Source organism: Streptomyces sp. NBC_00597, assembly GCF_041431095.1.
Classification (GTDB): domain Bacteria; phylum Actinomycetota; class Actinomycetes; order Streptomycetales; family Streptomycetaceae; genus Streptomyces.
This window is the reverse complement of the sequence record NZ_CP107758.1, coordinates 71,579-90,035: the sequence shown is the minus strand read 5'-3', so window position 1 is coordinate 90,035 and position 18,457 is coordinate 71,579. Positions and strand designations below refer to the sequence as shown.

Annotated in this window: 18 protein-coding genes; 7 read left to right on the top strand and 11 right to left on the bottom strand. The window is 70.0% G+C overall.

The window, feature by feature from the left end; translation table 11 throughout:
• The first annotated feature begins 1 nt into the window (after position 1).
• Complete coding sequence (locus OG974_RS30405) at positions 2-556, top strand: XRE family transcriptional regulator (protein WP_327286100.1); 555 nt, start codon at positions 2-4, stop codon at positions 554-556.
• A 158-nt stretch (positions 557-714) separates the two neighbouring features.
• On the opposite strand, the gene OG974_RS30400 is transcribed toward OG974_RS30405, so the two are convergent.
• The 3 genes from OG974_RS30400 to OG974_RS30390 form a co-directional block, all read right to left on the bottom strand.
• A complete protein-coding gene (locus OG974_RS30400; RefSeq protein ID WP_054225930.1) occupies positions 715-1,092 on the bottom strand; it encodes a DUF6009 family protein in 378 nt (125 codons plus the stop codon).
• 180 nt (positions 1,093-1,272) lie between these two features.
• Positions 1,273-2,943, bottom strand: coding sequence for a phage/plasmid primase, P4 family (locus OG974_RS30395; protein ID WP_327286099.1), 1,671 nt, complete (start codon positions 2,941-2,943; stop codon positions 1,273-1,275).
• On the bottom strand, positions 2,940-4,052 hold the full coding sequence (locus OG974_RS30390) for a bifunctional DNA primase/polymerase (protein WP_331735000.1): 1,113 nt from the start codon (positions 4,050-4,052) through the stop codon (positions 2,940-2,942). The genes OG974_RS30395 and OG974_RS30390 overlap by 4 nt, the downstream gene beginning before the upstream one ends.
• A gap of 1,587 nt (positions 4,053-5,639) precedes the next feature.
• On the opposite strand from OG974_RS30390, the gene OG974_RS30385 reads away from it, so the two are divergent.
• Positions 5,640-6,128, top strand: coding sequence for a carboxymuconolactone decarboxylase family protein (locus OG974_RS30385; protein WP_331734997.1), 489 nt, complete (start codon positions 5,640-5,642; stop codon positions 6,126-6,128).
• Positions 6,129-6,137: 9 nt separating this feature from the next.
• Here OG974_RS30385 and OG974_RS30380 read toward each other — a convergent pair whose 3' ends face one another.
• Positions 6,138-6,920 (bottom strand): VOC family protein, encoded by a 783-nt coding sequence (locus OG974_RS30380; RefSeq protein ID WP_331734994.1) that lies wholly within the window; start codon positions 6,918-6,920, stop codon positions 6,138-6,140.
• 125 nt (positions 6,921-7,045) lie between these two features.
• Between OG974_RS30380 and OG974_RS30375 the strand changes: the two genes are divergently transcribed.
• Positions 7,046-7,666, top strand: a complete 621-nt coding sequence (locus tag OG974_RS30375) for a helix-turn-helix domain-containing protein (protein WP_331735461.1) — start codon at positions 7,046-7,048, stop codon at positions 7,664-7,666.
• On the opposite strand, the gene OG974_RS30370 is transcribed toward OG974_RS30375, so the two are convergent.
• Positions 7,653-8,030, bottom strand: coding sequence for a DUF4267 domain-containing protein (locus tag OG974_RS30370; protein ID WP_327286094.1), 378 nt, complete (start codon positions 8,028-8,030; stop codon positions 7,653-7,655). The two genes, OG974_RS30375 and OG974_RS30370, sit on opposite strands and share 14 nt — an antisense overlap.
• A gap of 99 nt (positions 8,031-8,129) precedes the next feature.
• On the opposite strand from OG974_RS30370, the gene OG974_RS30365 reads away from it, so the two are divergent.
• Both OG974_RS30365 and OG974_RS30360 read left to right on the top strand, forming a co-directional pair.
• A complete protein-coding gene (locus OG974_RS30365) occupies positions 8,130-8,705 on the top strand; it encodes a TetR/AcrR family transcriptional regulator (RefSeq protein ID WP_327286093.1) in 576 nt (191 codons plus the stop codon).
• Between the two features lie 170 nt (positions 8,706-8,875).
• Positions 8,876-11,461: a serine hydrolase gene (locus OG974_RS30360; protein ID WP_331734990.1), complete on the top strand. Its 2,586-nt coding sequence runs from the start codon at positions 8,876-8,878 to the stop codon at positions 11,459-11,461.
• A 28-nt stretch (positions 11,462-11,489) separates the two neighbouring features.
• On the opposite strand, the gene OG974_RS30355 is transcribed toward OG974_RS30360, so the two are convergent.
• From OG974_RS30355 to OG974_RS30345, 3 genes are all read right to left on the bottom strand, one after another.
• Positions 11,490-12,212, bottom strand: coding sequence for a WYL domain-containing protein (locus tag OG974_RS30355; RefSeq protein WP_331734987.1), 723 nt, complete (start codon positions 12,210-12,212; stop codon positions 11,490-11,492).
• A gap of 10 nt (positions 12,213-12,222) precedes the next feature.
• The gene (locus OG974_RS30350) at positions 12,223-13,161 is read right to left on the bottom strand and encodes an alpha/beta hydrolase (protein WP_327286090.1); all 939 of its coding nucleotides are present in this window, start codon (positions 13,159-13,161) and stop codon (positions 12,223-12,225) included.
• 116 nt (positions 13,162-13,277) lie between these two features.
• Positions 13,278-14,252 carry a helicase associated domain-containing protein gene (locus tag OG974_RS30345; protein ID WP_331734984.1) on the bottom strand — a complete coding sequence of 325 codons (975 nt, stop codon included), beginning with the start codon at positions 14,250-14,252 and terminating at the stop codon, positions 13,278-13,280.
• A 409-nt stretch (positions 14,253-14,661) separates the two neighbouring features.
• Here OG974_RS30345 and OG974_RS30340 point away from each other — a divergent pair, with 409 nt between their 5' ends.
• Positions 14,662-15,387 carry a peptidylprolyl isomerase gene (locus OG974_RS30340; RefSeq protein ID WP_327286088.1) on the top strand — a complete coding sequence of 242 codons (726 nt, stop codon included), beginning with the start codon at positions 14,662-14,664 and terminating at the stop codon, positions 15,385-15,387.
• Between the two features lie 902 nt (positions 15,388-16,289).
• Here OG974_RS30340 and OG974_RS30335 read toward each other — a convergent pair.
• Both OG974_RS30335 and OG974_RS30330 read right to left on the bottom strand, forming a co-directional pair.
• A complete protein-coding gene (locus OG974_RS30335) occupies positions 16,290-16,511 on the bottom strand; it encodes a hypothetical protein (protein ID WP_327286540.1) in 222 nt (73 codons plus the stop codon).
• 432 nt (positions 16,512-16,943) lie between these two features.
• Entirely contained in the window at positions 16,944-17,129 is a 186-nt protein-coding gene (locus OG974_RS30330; protein WP_327286087.1) for a hypothetical protein, read from the bottom strand.
• A 225-nt stretch (positions 17,130-17,354) separates the two neighbouring features.
• On the opposite strand from OG974_RS30330, the gene OG974_RS30325 reads away from it, so the two are divergent.
• Positions 17,355-17,885, top strand: a complete 531-nt coding sequence (locus OG974_RS30325) for a GNAT family protein (RefSeq protein WP_327286086.1) — start codon at positions 17,355-17,357, stop codon at positions 17,883-17,885.
• A gap of 130 nt (positions 17,886-18,015) precedes the next feature.
• On the opposite strand, the gene OG974_RS30320 is transcribed toward OG974_RS30325, so the two are convergent.
• Complete coding sequence (locus OG974_RS30320) at positions 18,016-18,447, bottom strand: DUF4259 domain-containing protein (protein WP_327286085.1); 432 nt, start codon at positions 18,445-18,447, stop codon at positions 18,016-18,018.
• Positions 18,448-18,457: the final 10 nt, after the last annotated feature.

The following is an 18,457-nucleotide window of genomic DNA, read 5'->3' as shown; positions in this document are numbered from 1 at the left end:
CATGCCCGAGATCGACGACAGCCTGACCCGCGCCGACGAGCAGCACTTCACCCGCGGCATCCCCAAGTCCGCGGGCGCCCAGGTGCGCTTCCTCGTCAAGAGGCTGAAATCCACCCGCGAGACGGCCCGGCTGCTCGGCATCTCCCAGCGCACGGTCGAGCGCTACGTCAGGGACCAGATCAGGCAGCCCAAGCCGGCCCTCGCCGCCCGTCTGGAGTCGGAGGTGCGCCGCCGATGGCAGCCCCTGGTCCGCAAGCGCGCCCGCGCCCGGGCGGCGCGGACGACCGGCCTGGTCATCGAGACCCGCGCCCGCTTCGGATTCACGGCCGCCCCCGGCACCACCGACGACGGCCGCATGCGCCGTATCACCCAGCACCTCCCGCCGGAGTACGCGGGACGCCTCTTCGCCGCCCAGGAGGCGGGCGCCGGCGAGGCACAGCTGCGCGCCATCGCCGCGGAGGGCCTCCAGGAGATCTACTTCAAGGACAACGGCGCGCGCGCCGGCGGCCTGCTGGTGGAGTTCACCGACATCGACTACGTCGACTTCGCGTTCTGACCCCAGGCCCGCTCGTCCCGTCCGTCCGCCCACAGGGTCTGAAGGGACCGGGATTCGGCATTCCGCTCACGCGCGCCCGCGCGCCCGGCCCGTACGGGGCCGGGCAGGGACCCAAGGGACCCAAGGGACTGAAGAACCCGAAGGACTGAAGGACCGGATCAGGCGACCGTGGGCGTGGACAGCCCCCGCTGCGAACGCTCGGTCTTCCTGCCCACCTGCCGGGGCCCGATCGTCCGGGGGTCGACGGCCTCGCCCGGCGCGCCCTCCCGGTACAGGCCGTGCGGCTCGGCGTCCCGGTCGTGCGGCAGCAGGTAGAAGACGCGCCGCTTCTGCAGTCCGCTGTCCGGATCCGCCTCGGCGGTGTCGCCGAGTTCGGTGAAGCCGATCATGCGCCCGTCGCGGTGGTAGCGCGGCTTGCCCCGGCGGCGGGGCGTTTTGTCCAGGGCCTGGCGCACGTAGTCGAGCTCTTCGGGGTCCTCCAGCCACACCACTTTGTCCTCGTGGGCGAGATCGCTTGATGACAGTAGCGAGCTCATGGCCTGGGTCCCTCCTCGATCACATGGGCCCTGCGGGGCCCCTGGTCCCTCCACGCCGCGGACGGCGCCGATGCGGGTATGCAGCAGGGCCTTGCGGGCCACTGCCGGGTGGTGGGTCTGTTCATCGTCCTTGTCCATCGTAGGCGTGCCCACCCCGGGGCGGCATCACCCATCGTCGGGTCACCTCGTGGTTGCCCTGTTCGCCTCGCGCGGAGTTTGCTCCTCATCGGCCAGGAGAGCCAGTCCGGGGTAGAACTTCTGCCCGTTCGAGCGGAGCATCTCGTTCGGCGAGGCGACGCCGACCTCGGCGCGAATGCGTGTCGCGAACGCGCGCGTGGTCGCGGGCCGCAGGCCCTCGCCGTCGAGGCACCAAGCACTGTACGCGCGGTAGAGGGCTCCCTGCTCCACCTTGAGGTCGCGGGGGTCGGGCAGGTCCGCGCCGGTGGTGCAGCACTCGACGAGGAACCGCCCGATGTGGTCCTCGGTGGTGGCGTAGGCCTGGGTGGCACTGCGGACGACGCTCGGCCCGGTCAGGGCCGGCTTGGCCGCGAGATACGCCTTGGCCCCCTGGATCATCCAGTGCAGGATCCCGGGACCCTCCTCCTGGACGAGGGTCTCCGCCAGGTTGTCGATCTTGCGGTGGTCGGGGACGACCTTCTCGAACGGGATCAACCGGATGCGGCGCCAGAACGCGTGTCCGCCGGTGCCCACCTCCGGACGGTGGTTGCCGAGCAGCCAGAGCTTGTGGGTGGGCTCGAAGCTGAAGAAGTCCTGCCGCATCCGCCGGGCCTTGAGCCGGTCGCCGCCGGTCAGCAGTTTGACCCGGGCCTCGTCGAACTTGTCGTGCGGCTTGAGCTCGCTGCACACGAACAGGCGCCGGCCGTGGAGCTCGGTCAGCTCGGTGGAGTGCTCGTTGAACTTGCCGCGCTCCATCAGGAAGCCGGGCGGGGCCACGTCCGCATAGTCCCCGAGGATCTTGATGACGACGTCGAGGAGGGCGGACTTGCCGTTCGCGCCGACGCCGTAGAGGAAGGGCAGGACCTGGCCGCCGACGTCGCCGGTGATGGAGTAGCCGAGCAGGAGATGAAGAAAGTTGATCATCTCCCGGCCCTTCTCGTCGTCCCCGAACGTCTCGTCGAGGAAGCGGTGGAAACGGGGGGTGGGCATCGCCTCCGGCGCCAGGTGGGTGGCCCGCGAGTGCAGGTCCCGGGTGGGGTCCGGCTTGTGCAGGTCGCCCGTGCGCAGGTCCACGACACCGGCCGGGGTGCACAGGGCGTACTTGTCCCCGTCCAGGGTGTCGGGGTCCAGGGCCAGTTCGGGGGAAGCCTTGGCCTGGGTGAGCATCGCCTTGACGCCCGAGGTGGACATCGCGCGCTTGCGGTGCTGGGCCAGCTCGCGGTCGGAGAAGACGCCGCGCGGGTCGTGGACCGGAAGTTCCTCCGCCATGTCGCCCGCGGCCCAGATCGCGGCCTTCTCGCCGCCGGTGCGCTTCCAGCGGTACTCGTCCCAGACGTACCAGCCGAGCCCCTCGACGTGCCGGAACCGGTCGTGGTGGAGGTGGGCGAACAGCTTGGCGTTGCCCCGGTCGCTGAGGTTGTGCAGGAGACCGGTCTGGACGAAGTCGGCGGCGGCTCCGGCGGCCGGGAGCGGGGCCGCGTTCTGCTGGGCGGGCAGGCGACGCTTGCCGCGCACCGCCGTGGACGCGGGCAGCACTGCGGGCACGGGAGAGCCGGCGGGCAAGGCGTCGTGCCCACCGGGTACGCGGAGCTCCGCCGTCGTCTCGGCGGCGAACGCGGCGAGCTGTTCCGCCGCCGCCTGGGCGTTGAACCCCGTGCTCTTGGCGCTGCTCATGTGCGTTCCTTGGGGTGGATCGGCCGATCGCTTCCGGCGCGCAGCCCTGTGTCGACGATGAGGACGTTGCGGCGCGACTGGTGGGGCCGGGCCCGGTCCGCCGCTTCGAGCAGGAGCAGGCGCCCCTCCGCCTCGTCGAGGTGGCCGCCCGCGACGAGGCCGCCCGCGGTGAACGCGGCGCGGTTGAGCTTCTCGCTGAAGGCCGTTCCGGACGGGCTCGTCCCGCAGGAGCCGACTTCCGCCAGGAGGCCTCCCAGCAGCCGCCTCCCGGCCTCTCGTCGACCGCCGGGCACAGGGGGCCGCAACCCGGCTCCGACAGCCTGGGAACGCACGGTGGAGGGCATGGTGGAGGGCACGGGGGAGTGGTCCTCCACCACGTGCCCGGTGCGGGCGAGTTCGGCGGCGAGCCACAGCGGCAGGGGCGCGGGCAGTCGGGCCCCTGGCAGGGCCCGGTAGACACCGGCGGCGGTGCGCGTCGTGGGCGCCACGATGTAGCCGCCGTCGGCCCGTACGTCGACCTGCCAGGCGAGCGCAACACGCGAGCTCGACCCGCTGGAACACCGCAGCCGCGGACCGTCTTCGGGCGCCCGGTACCAGATGTGCATCCCGCCGGAGGGCGTACGAACCCGCAGGGTCTGCGTGTCCTCGCAGGGGTCGGGCCGGCCCCGGTGGGCTGCCAGCAGGGCCAGGGTGTCGAAACCGCTCTCCAGGCCGGTCAGGTCGACGCGGTCGTCGATGGGGATGCCTGGCAGCAGCCGCCCGCGGTCCGGCACCACGGCCGCGTGGGCATCCACGTCGATGACCACGAGTCCGGCTGCGCCGCATGCCACGCCGATCCCGAACTCCGGCTCCCTGCGCCACCATTCGCGCAGCCTGTCCGGGTCGGTCGTGGCCGCGTGGAACCCGTGGCACCAACGGCCTTCCGCATGGCAGGGACACGCTTCGGGGGAGTGGCGACGGCCCGTGCACTCCCGGCAGTTCGCGGCGGGCGTTTTGGTCCCCGGGGCCAAAGGGTGCACCGGATAGCCGCGCGAAGCCAGCCAGGCCGCCACGTCCAGCGCCGTCCCGCCGGTCGCGCCTCGGCGCGGGTTCTCGGGATGGACCAGCACTGGCTCTTCCTTGACGCGGTGTCGGGGGACGGCTCCTCCGTCCCGGGCCCGGTCCTGACGTACAGGCTGACCTGCGCCTCAGGGACCAGAGGGACTGAAGATTCACTATCGCGGAGATTACCGCAGGGTTTGCGGAAGCTCGGGCCGCAGGCACAGGTATATCGAGAGTTCAGTCCCTTCAGTCCCTCAGTCCCTGAAGTTCTACCCTGGTTCGTCCGGAAAAGTTCCGTCTTGGAATTGGGTATCAGCCCGGGCGTGTCGCGAACGGTTGCCCGACTCCCGCCCCGGGGCTCCAGCGGCTCTCAAGCACCGGGCGAGGGCGATGCGAGGGCCATGGTCCAAGGGGCCCTGCACGCAGGTACTGAAGCACTCGGAACCCCGTTCAGTCCCTCCCTTTTCAGTCCCTTGAGAAAACCGCAGGTCAGAGCGCTAGAGCCCACGGAACAGGGACTGAAGGGACTGAGAATCACTACTTCCACTCTTTACGTGCGTGTGTGTATGCGCGCAGGCATATAAGAAGCCTGGTACTCCATATGCGGCTCATAACTACAAAATTGAGTCCCTTCAGTCCCTGGACCACCGGCCTTAGCCCGCTGACCTGCAGGTTTACGTAGTGACTGAAGCGACAGGGACCGAAGGCGATCCACCGGCGTTCAGTACCTGTCGGGGGAGGGGGGCACCGCGGGAGGGGTCTCGTGACGCCCAGGGTCCAGGAACCCCCGAGCCCCGATCCCCAACCCGCGCCGAACGCCCCCGGGCTTCACCCACCCGGCCCGAAGCCGAACCGTGAAGCACGGACCCCGACACCTGGACGTGTGGACGCGCCGCGGCGGCTGAAGCCGTTTCCAGCGGCACGCGGTGCGTACCGGAGCGGAACCGCGGCGCCTGCCCCCGCACTCCGCTGCGCACGCGTCAGTCGGGATGTCCACCCAACCCCCGGCCGGGCCCCACCCGAAGCCCCGGCGGAGCACGTGGGCTCAGACGCCAGCCGCGGGGTCTGTCGTACACCGAACTCATGACGCAGCGCCGCCCGCCCGCCAGGTACCCGGCACATCCCGTGCACCCCTGCCGCGGCGGGGGCGACGCCGAGCACAGGTAGACCCCGGGCAGCGGGGTCCGGTAGGGGGCGGTCCGCGCCGTGGGCCGGGCCGGGCTCCGTACCAGCGTCATGGCGCACGCCACGATGTCCCTGGGGTTGTAGTCCTCGTACGCGGCGTCCGTCACCGAGCGGTGCGCGAGGACCGTGTCCGTGAAACCGGGCCCGTGCCCTTGATCCGCACCGCCGGACCAGCTCGTGCAGGTCCACCGTGCTGCCGTGCGGCACGTGCGCGTACGCCCACAGCGGGCGCCTGCCCGGCCGGGCAGGCGCCCGGAGTCGGCCGCTGCCGGCTCGACGAGCAGGACGAACGGCTCCCCGGTGGCGACTACGGCCGGGCCGTAACGGATCCGCTGGACCAACCGACGGTGACGAGGAAATCCTTTCTCCCGAGTCCTGTCACATCCTTCTCCTCCGGTCCGTCAGTGCTGTGGAAGCAAGCGCCGAACAGGCAGATGCGAACGAACAGGCAGATGTGAAGGAGCCCGGTCATGACGAACGCCCCGATCTCACGGATGCAGAACCCGGCCGAGTTCGTGCCCGAGACGGCCGACATCAGCGCGGCCCTCTTCAAGGCCACGGGCAACCGCTCGGTACCCCGCACCACGATGAGCCTCGTCCACCTGCGGGCCGGGCAGATCGTCGGCAACACCTACCTGACGATCCTGAACACCGCCTTCCTCCGCAAGGCCGGGGAGACCGAGGCCCGCATCACCGCCGTCTCCTCGTGGCACGACGCCCCGTATTTCAACGCCGCCGAGCGCGCGGCCCTCGCCCTGGTCGAGGCGACCCTCCAGCCGGCCCCGGCCGGCCGCGAGCGGGTCACCGACGAGCTGTACGCCGAGGTGGCCGAGCACTTCGACCAGAAGGCGCTGGCCACCCTCACCATCGCGATCGGCCAGATCAACTTCTTCATCGCCCTGGCGGTCATCGGCAAGCCCACCCCGGTCACTTCCCTCGCCGACGAGCAGTGGGACTGACCCGACGGTCTACTGGGCCCAGGGCAGCACCCGGGTCTCTTCACTTCCGGCCACGGAGACCACGCCGTCGGCCCGCATGACGACGTGGGCCTCGGCGGCCTGCGGGGCGTGGACCTGACGGAACACGTCCGGCGGCAGGACGAGGGTCTGCCCGGCGGCGACCTTCTCGGTGCGCCCGGCGCAGGTGACCTCAAGGACCCCGGAAGTCACCGTCCACACCTGCTCCCGGCTCACGGAGTGCTCGGGGCCGTTCTGGCCGGCCTGCATCGTGACGGTCCAGGTGCTGAGCTCCGAGCTGCCCCGGCTGGGTGCGGCCAGCCCGGTCATTCGGGCGTTCGGGGACTCGGTGACGTTCTCGGCGGTGGGCGTGATCACGATCATGGCGGGCTCCTCGGCCTGTGCGGGCTCGTCGGGGTCGGCGGCCCATTCGACGAACTGGATGACGATGTCGTTCGGGTCGGTCAGCTGGAACAGCCGCTCGCCCCAGGGCTCTTCGCGCAGCGCCATGGTGATCGGCGCCCCGGCCTCGCGCAGGCGCTGCTCCTCGGCCTCGATGTCGGTGACGGTGAGCGCGAAGATCAGGCCCGTTGCCCGCCGGTCGCGCTGCTCGGGCGGGAGCACCTCGCTGCCGCTGCGGAGGAGCATGACGTCGGCGGCGGCATCCCCACGGGTGAGGGAGGCGAACCCATCGGCGGCGGCGGTGACCCGGTAGCCCAGGTGGGTGCAGAAGAAGGCGCGTGATGCGTCCACGTCGGCGACGGTGAGGGACAGCGTGGAGGTGGTGACGTTCAAGGCGGACTCCATCCAGTTCCGTTCATTCGACATAATTTTGCGACGGACGTAACTTTATGTGGAGCCGCTTGAGTAGGTCAAGCAGAATTTTTCCCTCGACGTAAGATTTGCCCATGACTACCGAGATGGGGCTCCGCGAGTCCAAGAAGCACGAGACCAGGCAGCTGATCTCCGACTGCGCGACCGCGCTCTTCATCGAGCAGGGCTTCGAACAGACCACCATCACCGAGATCGCCGCCGCCGCCCGCGTGGCCAAGAAGACGGTGACGAACTACTTCGCCCGCAAGGAGGACCTGGCCCTCGACCATCACGAGGCGTTCACCCAGGGTCTGGCCCGGGCCGTCGCCGAACGCGCGCCCGGCGAAGAGCCGTACGCCGCCCTGGGCCGGACGTTCCGCGCCGCCCTGCTCGCACACGACCCCGTCGTCGGCTTCACCGGCCCCGCCTTCGCCCGCATGGTCGCCGACAGCCCGACCCTCATCTCACGGCTGCGCGAACTCCACGACCAGCGTGAGGAGGCCCTCGCCGCGGCCCTGAGCGCCGCGGCGCCGGACCCCGTACCGGCCATCGCCCCCAGGGCCGCGGCCGCCCTGATCGCCGCAGCGGACCGCCTGCTCTTCCGGCGCATTCAGGAACTCACCCTGGCCGGCTGCACCGACGAGGAGATCGAAGCCGTCCTGATCCCGGAGACCGACCACGTCAACGCCCTCCTGACCGCCGCGCTGGACCCCTTTACGAACCGCTGACGAAGAGGAGTGCGGCACTGAGGACGACCATGACGGCGGTGGCGAAGTGGATGCCGAAGGCGGTGGCCTTGGTACCGCCGTGCCGGAGCACGATCCAGGTGTCGCCGAGCGGAGTGACGGCCACGGCGAGCATGAACCAGGCCAGTGCGTCGGCGTCGGCGAACGCGAGGAGGGCCAGGCCTATCAGGCCCGAGGTGAAGTCGCGCAGGCCCTTGATGGTCAGGTAGGCGGGGTCGCCTTCGGGCCGGGCGGGGACTCCGTATCCGGCGGCCGCGGCCTGCGGGGAGAGGAGGAAGCGGGCGCCGATCACGAGTACGAGGGCGATGAGGAGGGCGGCCAGGCCGTAAGCGAGGGAAGCGAACACGGTGGGGCTCCTTCAGGATCGAAGTTCTAGCACTGCTAGTATCAAGAACGACGCTAGCAGTCCAGTGCGAGATTTTCTAGCACTGCTAGAATCGCTGCCATGTCGATTCAGGCGCGCCGTGAGCGCGAACGAGCGGAGCGGGAACGGCTCATCGTCACGGCGGCGCGGGAGCTCGCCGAGTCGGAGGGCTGGGAGGCGGTGACGACCAGGCGGCTCGCCGAACGGGTCGAGTACAGCCAGCCGGTCCTCTACAGCCACTTCAAGGGCAAGGGCGCGATCATGGCCGCGGTCGCGGTCGAGGGTTTCGCTGACCTGGCCGCCGACCTGCTGGCGGCACGCACCGGGGCGGCCGACGCGCGCGCCGCGCTGGCACGGGTCAGTGCCGCGTACGCGGCGTTCGCCGAGCAGCGCCCCGCCGTGTACGACGCCATGTTCAGCCATGTCGTGGATCTGCCGTTCGCCACACCGGACGCACCGGAGTCGCTGCACGCCGCGTTCGGTGAACTGGCGCGGGCGATGGCCCCCCACGCGCGCGAGGACGACACGGGCACGCTGACCGAGACCTACTGGGCCGCCCTCCACGGCTTGGCCACCCTCATGCGCGTCGGCCGGCTCCCCCGCGAAGCCCACGAAGAACGCCTCGCCCTCCTGGTCCGCCGCTTCACCGACGCCTGATGCGGGGCCGAGGACACGGCCCGGGGGCCCCACGAAGGCCGACCCGTGACCTCACGAGTTCGTGCAGGTGGAACGAGCCGTGCGCTCCGTACATCTAGCAGTGCGGCGGGGCTCCACAGGGCCCCCGCCGCACGGTATCTGCACGGTGTGAGTGGCAAGGCGGGGCTGGGATGAAGGCAATGAAGGTGGCGGGCGGTCCTCCGGAAGACCCGGAGCTGGAAGGAACCACCACCGCGGGGGCGGGCCCTGACGACACGTCCACGGAGCCGGACACGGCGGACGACGCCAAGACCGATACGAAGGCCGACGCTCCCGAGGTCGGGGCCGACCCGGACGAGGACGAAGAATCCGAGGCCGGTCAGAGCGCTGACGAAACGCAAGTGCTCACGATGCCCGCCCGTACCGCGGTCAAGCCCAAGCGCAACACCGAAGCCGATGCCACGGCACCCGTGTCACCCGCGCCCAAGGCCTCAGCACCGGGCAAGGAACAGGACGCCGAGCCCGAGCCGGCTGACGAGCCCGAGAGCCGCACCGACACTGCAGCCGAGGCTGACGCGAAGGCCGACGGCACGCTGACGCTCACCAAGCCGGCCCGCGACGGGGCCAAGCCCGTACCCGACGCTGCCGTAGCGAGCAACGAGCCCGAGCGCGACCCTCGGCCTACACCCGACAGAGGGAAGGACACCGGCCCCGAGAGCAGCACCGATACTGCAGCCGAAGCCGGCGAGAAGCTCGACGGCGAAGGAGCCAAGCCTGGGACCGAGCCCAGCCTTGAGCGCGACGCTGCGGCAGCGAGCAACGAGCCCGAGCGGGATGCTCGGCCCACCCCCGACAGCGGGAAGGACACCGGCCCCGAGTCGGCTGACGAGCCCGCGAGCCGCACCGACATTGCACCCGAAGCCGGCGAGAAGGCCGATGGCACGCTGACGTTCACCAAGCCGGCCCGCGAAGGAGCCAAGCCTGGGACGAAGCCCGGGACCAAGGCCGCGACGCGAGCCGACGCGGCGAGCGACGGTGCGACCGAAGCCGAAGAAGCCCCGGCCTCCACCGCCGACGGCGAGAACACGCGAACCATCGTGTTCCGCGCGCCCGACACCGCCGCGACGGACACGCCCGGGGACGACGCCGAGGCGCGTCGCGATGCGAACAAGGAAGCCCGGCCCTCGGCCGAAGACGCGTCGGGCGACGAGTCCGACGCCCAGGAAGGCCAGACCGGCACCGACCCGAAGGCCAAGCCCAAGCCCAAGGCCGACAGCCGAAGGACGCCCGCATGGGCTCGTGGAAAGGCGGACGAAAAGGAGGGCGGGACCGGCACCGCCCCTGAGGCCGCCCCCGAGACGGACCCCGAGCGGACGAGCCAGTTCGTCGCCCTCAAGCCGCTCGACCTGCCGGCACCCAGCGTGCCCCACCCCCACCCCCAAGCCCCCACCCAAGTCCCCGCCCCCGCGACGCCCCGGCCCCCGCTGGACCTGCTGGCCGAACTCACCAACACCCCTGCCCCGCCGGAGACGCCCCACCGGACCGCGCTGCGCCGCGTCAAGGTGTGGACGCCCATCCTGTTGCTCCTCGCCGGGGCCTACGCCGGCGCCCAGCTGCTGCGTCCGCTCCCCACCCCTCACGTGGTCGCCACCAAGACCGCGCACACCGTCGACGGCCAGTTCTCCATCCCGTGGCCCGCCAAGGGCCAGGGAGCCGTCCGCGTTCCCGGCTCCGGCGACATCGGAACGTTCGGCGACCAGACGCCCGTCCCCATGGCCAGCGTGGCCAAGGTGATGACGGCCTACGTGATCCTCAAGGGCCACCCCCTGCGCAAGAACGAGCCCGGCCCCGACATCACCATCGACGCGAAGACCGTGGCGGACGGCAACTCCGATTACGAGTCCCGGATCCAGGGGCTCACGGCCGGTACGAAGTTCAGCCAGCAGGACGTTCTCAAGATGCTCATGATCCCCTCGGGCAACAACGCCGCCCGCCTGCTGGCCCGCTGGGACACCGGCACCGACTCCGAGGCCGCGTTCGTGGAGAAGATGAACGGCGCCGCCCGGGACCTCGGGATGAAGGACACCACGTACACGGATCCCAGCGGCCTGGACGCCGGCACCGTCAGCACCGCCACCGACCAGCTGAAGCTGGCCGAGGCGGTGATGAAGGACGAGGTCTTCCGTACGATCGTCGCCATGCCCAGCGCCCCCATCAAGGGGCTGGCCAAACCGCTCCTCAACAACAATGAGCTGCTCAGCATCCAGAGCCTCAGCGTCCGCGGCATCAAAACCGGCTCCAGCACACCGGCCGGCGGCGCACTGATGTGGGCGGCGTACAAGTCGGTCGGCGACGAGACCCCGCTGATCCTCGGCACGTTGATGCAGCAGCGCGTGGACGGCCCGGACCCGTACGCGACCAACAGCCTGGCTCTGGCCCTGACGAACAGCAGGCAGATCATCGAGGCGGTGCGCACGGCCCTGGCGTCCACCCCGCTCGTCCGCAAGGGCGACACGGTCGGCTACGTGGACGACGGCCTCGGCGGCCGCACTCCGCTCGTGGCCACCAAGGACCTGAACGTGATCGGCGTCCCGGGCCAGCAGGTCAAACTCACCCTCACCGCCGGCGCCGCGCCGCTGCCGCACGAGGCCAAGGCAGGCACGGAGGTCGGCACCCTGAAGGCCGGCGACGGCGAAGGAGCCAAGTCCGTACCGGTGGCCCTCCACCACACGCTGACCGAACCGTCCACCACCACCCGTCTCACCCGCCTCCGCTGATCACTCCCACCGCCGACATGCCCCGGCATCAAGCCGGGGCATGGGCGAAGCCGGCCAGAGCAGCGGGCTGCACGGCACCGGCTGCGGCCGAGCCGTGCAGCAGTTCGGCCAGATCGTGGCCTCCGGCCCGCTCAGTGGTGGGAGTCGCTGCCGTGATGCGGTCCAGCCGGAAGCCCCGACCTGCCCGTCGCATGCGGCACCACGCGATGAGGTACCACCGGCCGCCGGCGGTGAGCAGTCCGGCCGGTTCCACCGTTCGGTCGCCTTCGCGTCCTGCCGCATCGACGTAGGACAGCCGCAGCACCGTGTGGGTGGCGAGGGCCTGTTCCACTGCGGCGCGGACCGCGGAGTGGGACGGCGGGGGCAGCGCAACGATCCGTGCGGCCAGGTCCCCGGCTGCCGCCGAGGCGGGGCCGGTCATCGACGCCGCGACCTTCTGGGCGGCCGTACGGGCCGCACCGGCGTACGGGGTACGGGCGTCGGCCGCGGCGAGGGCGACGGCCAGTGCCCAGGCTTCCTCGACGGTGAAGCGAACCGGCGGCAGGGTCATGGCCGGGTCGATCGACCAGCCCCCGCCCCGCCCGGGTGCGCTGCGCACCGGGACACCGGCCTCCATCAACACCTGGAGGTCGCGCTGCACCGTGCGCGTGCTCACCTCGAATCGCGCGGCGAGCTCCGCGACCGTCAGCTGCCGCGGCGCCGCTGCGCGCAACTCTTCCACCAGTGCATAGAGTCGGGCCGTGCGGTTCATGCCGGCGACGCTACCGTCCCGCGCTGGACAGGAAGTCCTGCTGGCGCTGCAGTTCCCGCTCCGTGACGGTGAGCGGGAACAGGGTGAAGCCGTGCATGGCGCCGGCAACGACGCCGAGCTCCACGGGTGCGCCCGCCGCCCGCCACCGCTGGGCCAGGAACAGCGAGTCGTCCATCAGCGGATCCTCGCTACCGACGACGATCCGTGCGGGCGGCAGGCCGACGAGATCGGCGAACAGCGGTGACACCTCGGGATCGCGACGTTGTTCCGCGTCCATGCCGGGCGTGAACGACTCGTAGGTCCGCCGCAGGGTGTCGGTATTGCTCAGCAGCCGCTTCGGGCCGAAGGATCGCTGGCTCGGTGTCATGGACAGGTCGTAGGGGCCGAACAGTAGGTGAGCCGCCCGGAACGCGCCGCGGATCCCGTGCCGGTCGCGCAGGCGCAGCAGCGTCACGACGCTCAGGTGGGCTCCGGCCGATTCACCGCCGATCAGCAGCCGTTCGGTACCGAACTCGGCCGCGGCGTGCTTCACCAGCCACAGCGCCGCCGCTTCGCAGTCGTCGGCTCCGGCGGGGAACGGGTGTTCCGGTGCGAGACGGTACTCCACGCTCACCACGGCCAGCCGGGCCCGCTCGGCGAGCAGCCACAGCCTTTCGTCCTGCCCGTCCGCGGAACCGAACGCCCAGCCGCCTCCGTGGATGTGCAAGAACACGCCGTCGACGCGGTCGGGCACGAAGACCCGTACCTTCACCCCGCCCTCGACCACGCGGTCCTGCCCGTGCGCCAGTCTCACCGGCGGAGTGTCGCCGCCCAGCCGGTTGCGCCGCAGGGCGGCCAGCAGAGCCGCGTCCGGCGTCCCCTCGCGCGCCGGACGGCTCGCGGCAGCGGCCTCGAATTGCTCGTTGAACGCCAGGGTCTCGGCGAGGCAGTCCTCATCTGTGATCGTCATGCCCCAACGGTCACATCCGTCCGCGACAACCCCCTGTCACCCTTTCCCGGTGAGCCGCGTCACACCCTGCGGCCGAGCCGCACCCGGCGTAGGTGGCGGCAGGGCGTTTCATCGAGTCAGAACCCGACCTTCCAGAGCTGGCGGCCCGGATCGGCACGCTGCTGGCCACGGTAGCGCCGGGCGAAGCCCGGCAGCGCTTCATGCCCGACGACGCCCCGCCCTCCATCCCCGAGATCTGCGCCGCCCTCGAACCGGTGGAGACGCACGGGGCCGCCCCGTTCCCGGCCCGGATCGCGGCGGACCGAGTCGTGTCCCTCCTCGGACCGGACGCCACCTGGTGGACCAACCACGACGCCGAATGCGGCGCCGTCGTCGCCGCCGTGCGGGCTCGTACGGCCTTCTCCGCCTTCACGCCGAGTGCGCCGAGCCGCCGGTGCTGCTCCTCGTTCAGCCGGCTCCGTTCCCGCCTCTGGGTGGTGAGCCAGCGGCCGATGTCGTCGCCGTGCCAAGGTCACCCCGGGCACGATGTCGCCGAGCCGCGCACCGGCCGCCAGGGCATACCGCAGGTAGGCGTGGTGGCGCTGCCAGTCCACCGTCCATCCGAGCGCGCTCGGGTTCCAGTCCTCGTCGATGGAGGCGAGGGCGTCGGCCCGCCGGCGGGCACGCTCCGGGTCCTTCCCCAGCCCGCCGGGCCTCCTGATGCTGGTCAACCACTGTCCCAGGGACCGGTCGAGGGCGGTGGCGTGCCGGGGCGCGGCGAGCGTGCAGTGGAGTTCGTAGTAGGCCCGCGCGGCAGCGAGATTGGTCTCGAACCCGGCATCGGCGATGTCCCAGACGATCCCCAGCCCCTCCAGCCCGCCCTCCCGCTCGCGGTAGCGCCACGCTGCCTCGACGCCCCTTCGCCAGTCTTGGCGTTCGGTGTTGAAGATCTGGTAGCTGATCCACTTCGCGATGAGCGCGGGGTCGCGGGGAGCGGCGAACCGGAGCAACAGCCGGGCCTCCTCCTCGCGCTCGCCGGGCGCCTGCCCGATCAACTGCGACGGCGCAACGACACGCATCTGGGCCTCTTGTGGAATGGCGAGCACTTCCACGGCGCGTTCATCGTGTGCCCGAAGCCCGTCCAGTACCCGAATCAACGGACCGTAGGACTGAGAAGAGAGAATGTCCTCCGGCTTTTCATCCGCCGCCAGTGGTGTTCACCGTCGTGCTGGTCCTGGCTGTGGTGATGCGGCTAACTCCTTCGCGATGTCCGTACTGCCCCGCCCTGCGGCGAACATGGCGACTGCTTCCATCCGGACCCGCTCGCGAAACGCTTGCCTCTCCGCGGGTCAGACCCCCCACCCTGCGGATACCTCATACACCCGGCATAGCGCGACGATCACCGATCGTCAGCCCCTACGACAACCCGCCTTCAAGGTCAGTGACTATTCCCGCGGACCAAACCCACGTCCTAGACTGCGACCGCTCCAGGACTTGGCGATCACCGGGAGGGCGTGCGAGATGAAACGGGCACTGATCAGCGCATTGGCGGCCGTGGCGTTAGTCGTGTCCGGGGGGAGTGTCGCCACCGCTTCCGACGGCGCTCCGCCGCGCACGACGCACGGCCCTTGCCAGTACACACAGACCCCGGACGAGCCGCCGGCGCGCTCTGTTCCGCTGCCGCCTGACCCGCGGCGCACCCCCAGTCGTGGCACGGTTGATACGGCTGTTCCGACTAGCCAGGGCCCGCTCCCGCTGCACTTGGACCGGGCCAAGGCGCCGTGCACGGTCCAGAGTTTCCTGCACCTGGCACGGCATGGGTTCTACGACCGTACGGTGTGCCACCGTCTGACGGCGTACCCGACGCTGAAGGTCCTGCAGTGCGGCGACCCGACCGGTACCGGTGAGGGCGGGCCCGGGTACAAGTACAAGGACGAGCTGCCGGTGGACCTGCCGCCGGCACCGACCGATCCGACCGGCGCGCGCCGCCTCTATGGGCGCGGCCTGCTGGCGATGGCCAACGCCGGTCCGGAAACGAACGGTTCACAGTTCTTCGTCGTTTACGGCGATTCCGCGCTGCGACCGAACTACACGGTGTTCGGCACGGTCGGCGCCGACGGCCTGACGACACTCGACAAAGTCGCCGCCGGAGGCATCGAACCGACCGCGGAGGACCCTGCTCCGGTCGACGGCACACCCGTGCTGCGGACCGAGCTGCTCCGCGTCCGGCCGTCCTGCCAGCATTGACGCACCGTGGCGTGGCCACGTCCTCGATGAGCGTGCTTGGCGTCTGTGGCCGCCCCAGGCGGATTACGCCCGGCCGGGTGAAGCGTCTGGGTGCGGAAGCGGAGGGCTCCGGACCTTGTGCCCGGACTACGCGAAGTGCCCAAGGCGCAACCAGTGGACTCGGACGGTGCTGCCCATGGACATCGCACCCATTGCGACATCGTGGGTGGTTGTCCAGCAAGCCCCAGCCGGTGTCTTCCGGGCAGTGTTCGGTTTTGGGCGGGTCAGGCCAGCGAGGGGCGGCTCGCGGGGACAGTCTGGTGCGGTGTAGGTGGTGTCACCGGGATGAGTTGAGCTGGACAGGGAGACGCGGTTGTCGCTGAGGGGGAGGGCAGTTGCGGTATCCGTGGCTCGGTGAGCTGGGGTGTTGCAGGTCGTGTGAGAACGGTGTTTACGGCGTCAGTCGCGTCTTGACCTGGGGTTGTTGCGGCTTGGTTGAGAATCATGCTGGTGTTGCAGATGGCGTCTGGGTCTAAAGGAACGAGGCGCATTTCGTGCTTTTCAGGGTTTCTGTGTAGTTCAGTAGGTAATAGGTGGTCAGGGTGTGGGTTCGGAGTTGGTGGGTTTCGGGACGCGGCGGCTCGATCAGTCCGTAAGCCCGCGCCGGGCCGCACGACTCGTTCCTGGTCTGCGACGGACACCGGTTCACTGGTAGGGCTTGAAGGCGTTGAGGTTGGACGGCCGGCCCTGCCACTGCCCGTGGAACAGGTCCTCCGGGGTGGCTGCGTCGGCCAAGAGTTTGACGGTGCGGGAGGTCATACGGAGTTGGCGGCCGATCGCCCCTCCGGCTGAGCCCGGCTGTCAGCAGTTTGTGGACAGTCGCGTGCTTGACGCGGGCGGTCAGCGAAGCGGTGTCCCCGTGGCTAGGGCGAGCCGGACGGATCTTCGAACTTCTCAGGCTCGGGGGCAGGCTGGGCCGGATCCGGCGCCAGCACCCGCTGGCATCCACCTTGGTCTGCGACACAACGTTCTGCAGCCTCGCTCAGGTTGTGCCAAAGATGCCACCGGTCCGCCACCTGCACTGCCTGGGGCGCCCCGGCCGTGACGCCTTCGGCGAAGAACGGTGCACGATCGCGGCAGACCACCTCCACCCCGGGCCGTTTCGCGAGCCACCCAGGCTGGAAGCCTCCCGGTCGGGCAGTAGGTCCACCGGCCTACGGCTTTCGACATCGACCAGGACGGTCCCGTAATGGCGGCCTTTACGGGTCGCGTACTCATCGACGCCAACCACGCGCGGGGCCGGAACTTCAGGGTCGGGCAAGGCTTCGACCAGCGTCAGCACCGTGCTGCGGCTGACGGCCACGCCGAAGACTCTCGCCAAGCGGGCACCGGCCCGGCCAGCGAGCGCGAGGCCGACCGCGGCCAGCGTCGACCGCAGGCGCTCTGTCCGCCGGCCATACCGACGGGTCAAGCCCGGCAGCTGTTCGGCGAAGGTCCGCCGCCCGCACGAGATGACCGGGCAGAGCAACCGGCGGACGCGTAAACAGAGAGCGACTCGTCTGCCTCCGCTGGGGACATCAGCGGGAAAGCGCAGGTAGGAGCAGTGGATCCGCCGCAGCTCCCGCATCCGGGACAGATGGCCCAGCCACCGGGCTTCGGGCCTCGATGTGTATTGCCTCGTCGTTCACGGCCACGGAGAGCACCACCACGTCGGCGTTCGACGGGAACAGCAACTCCTCCAGCCGGAGCACCACTTCTTCCACGGGCCGAATTGTCAGCCACACCGCACCCGGTACGGCTCAATTTCGGGCATCTCCCTCAGGGCCCACTCGCCCGACAATCGTCACTCAGAGTGCATGCTCCACGGAATGTGAGCCAGAACCCGAGAACTGACAGAGCCGGGCCCATCCTTCCCGCATGGCCGTCAGTGAAGCGTGATGGGCTCCTTGATCTTGATCTTCGCGTGGCGCCCCGTTCATGATCGTCTTATGAGTCAGCACTCGGTAACCTTGGACAAGATCGTTTTGGAGGACTGGCCGGCCGTTCACTCGTGGGCGTGCCTCCCGGAGGTGTGCCGCTATCAGTCCTGGGGGCCGAACACAGAGGTCCAGACACAGGACTTCGTGGACTCCGCGGTCAAGGCCTGGTCGGCCACCCCTCAGCGCCGGTTCCCCTATGTCGCCCGCGTCGGGCGGGATGTGGTGGGCATGGGTGAGCTGCACGTCCGCAGCCATAAGCAGCGCCAGGGCGAGATCTCATACATCGTGCATCCCCGGGTATGGGGGCAGGGCATCGGCACGAAAATCGGTCGGCAGCTACTCGCGCACGGGTTCGGCGAGCTGGGGCTTCATCGGATCCATGCCACCTGTGACCCGAGGAATCTCGGCTCCTCCCGAGTGCTGTCCAAGATCGGTATGACGCATGAGGGACGCCTGCGCCACACGGCCCTGCTCCACGATGGCTGGCGAGACTCCATGATCTTCAGCAGCCTCGAAGAGGAATGGCGCTCCACTGCGTAACCCCGCCAGCCGGGTGCTGTCGTTTCTCGTGAACATCGACCTCGGCGCCGACCGGGCGCCTTCCAAACCCGTGAACATCTGGCTTCACAACGCGGGCTCTGGCTCAACTTCCGTGCTGAGTGACGCTCCGTTACGGCTGGACGTCGAAGAGGGCGATGGAAGGTGGCGGCGGGGCAAGCACTGCGCGGAGGCGCGTGAGTATGGCTCGCCACTGCTTCCAGTCCTCCGGGTCGACCCAGTTTGAGGCTGGCCCGTCCTTGTCGCTGGCGATGCGGGCGAGGGCTTCGTCGGCGAGTGCCCGAAGGTCGGAAGGGAACAGGGGCATAGGTGTTTCCGGACCGTAGGACATGTCGACGGGTTCGCCTCCTGGGCATTGCGCCGCGATGAGTGCAGCGGCGGCCACCGCCTCTTCTGCTTCCGTGAGATAGCCGGTGGTGTCGATCGTCCGGATGAGGACGCCTCGGATCAGAGATTCGCGCGCCTCGGGCTCGGCGTCGTCGAGCGCGTTAGCGAAGTCCGCGGCTGTGTCGTTGTCGAAGGGGCCGGTATCCCAGGTGCCCATGCTGATCTCC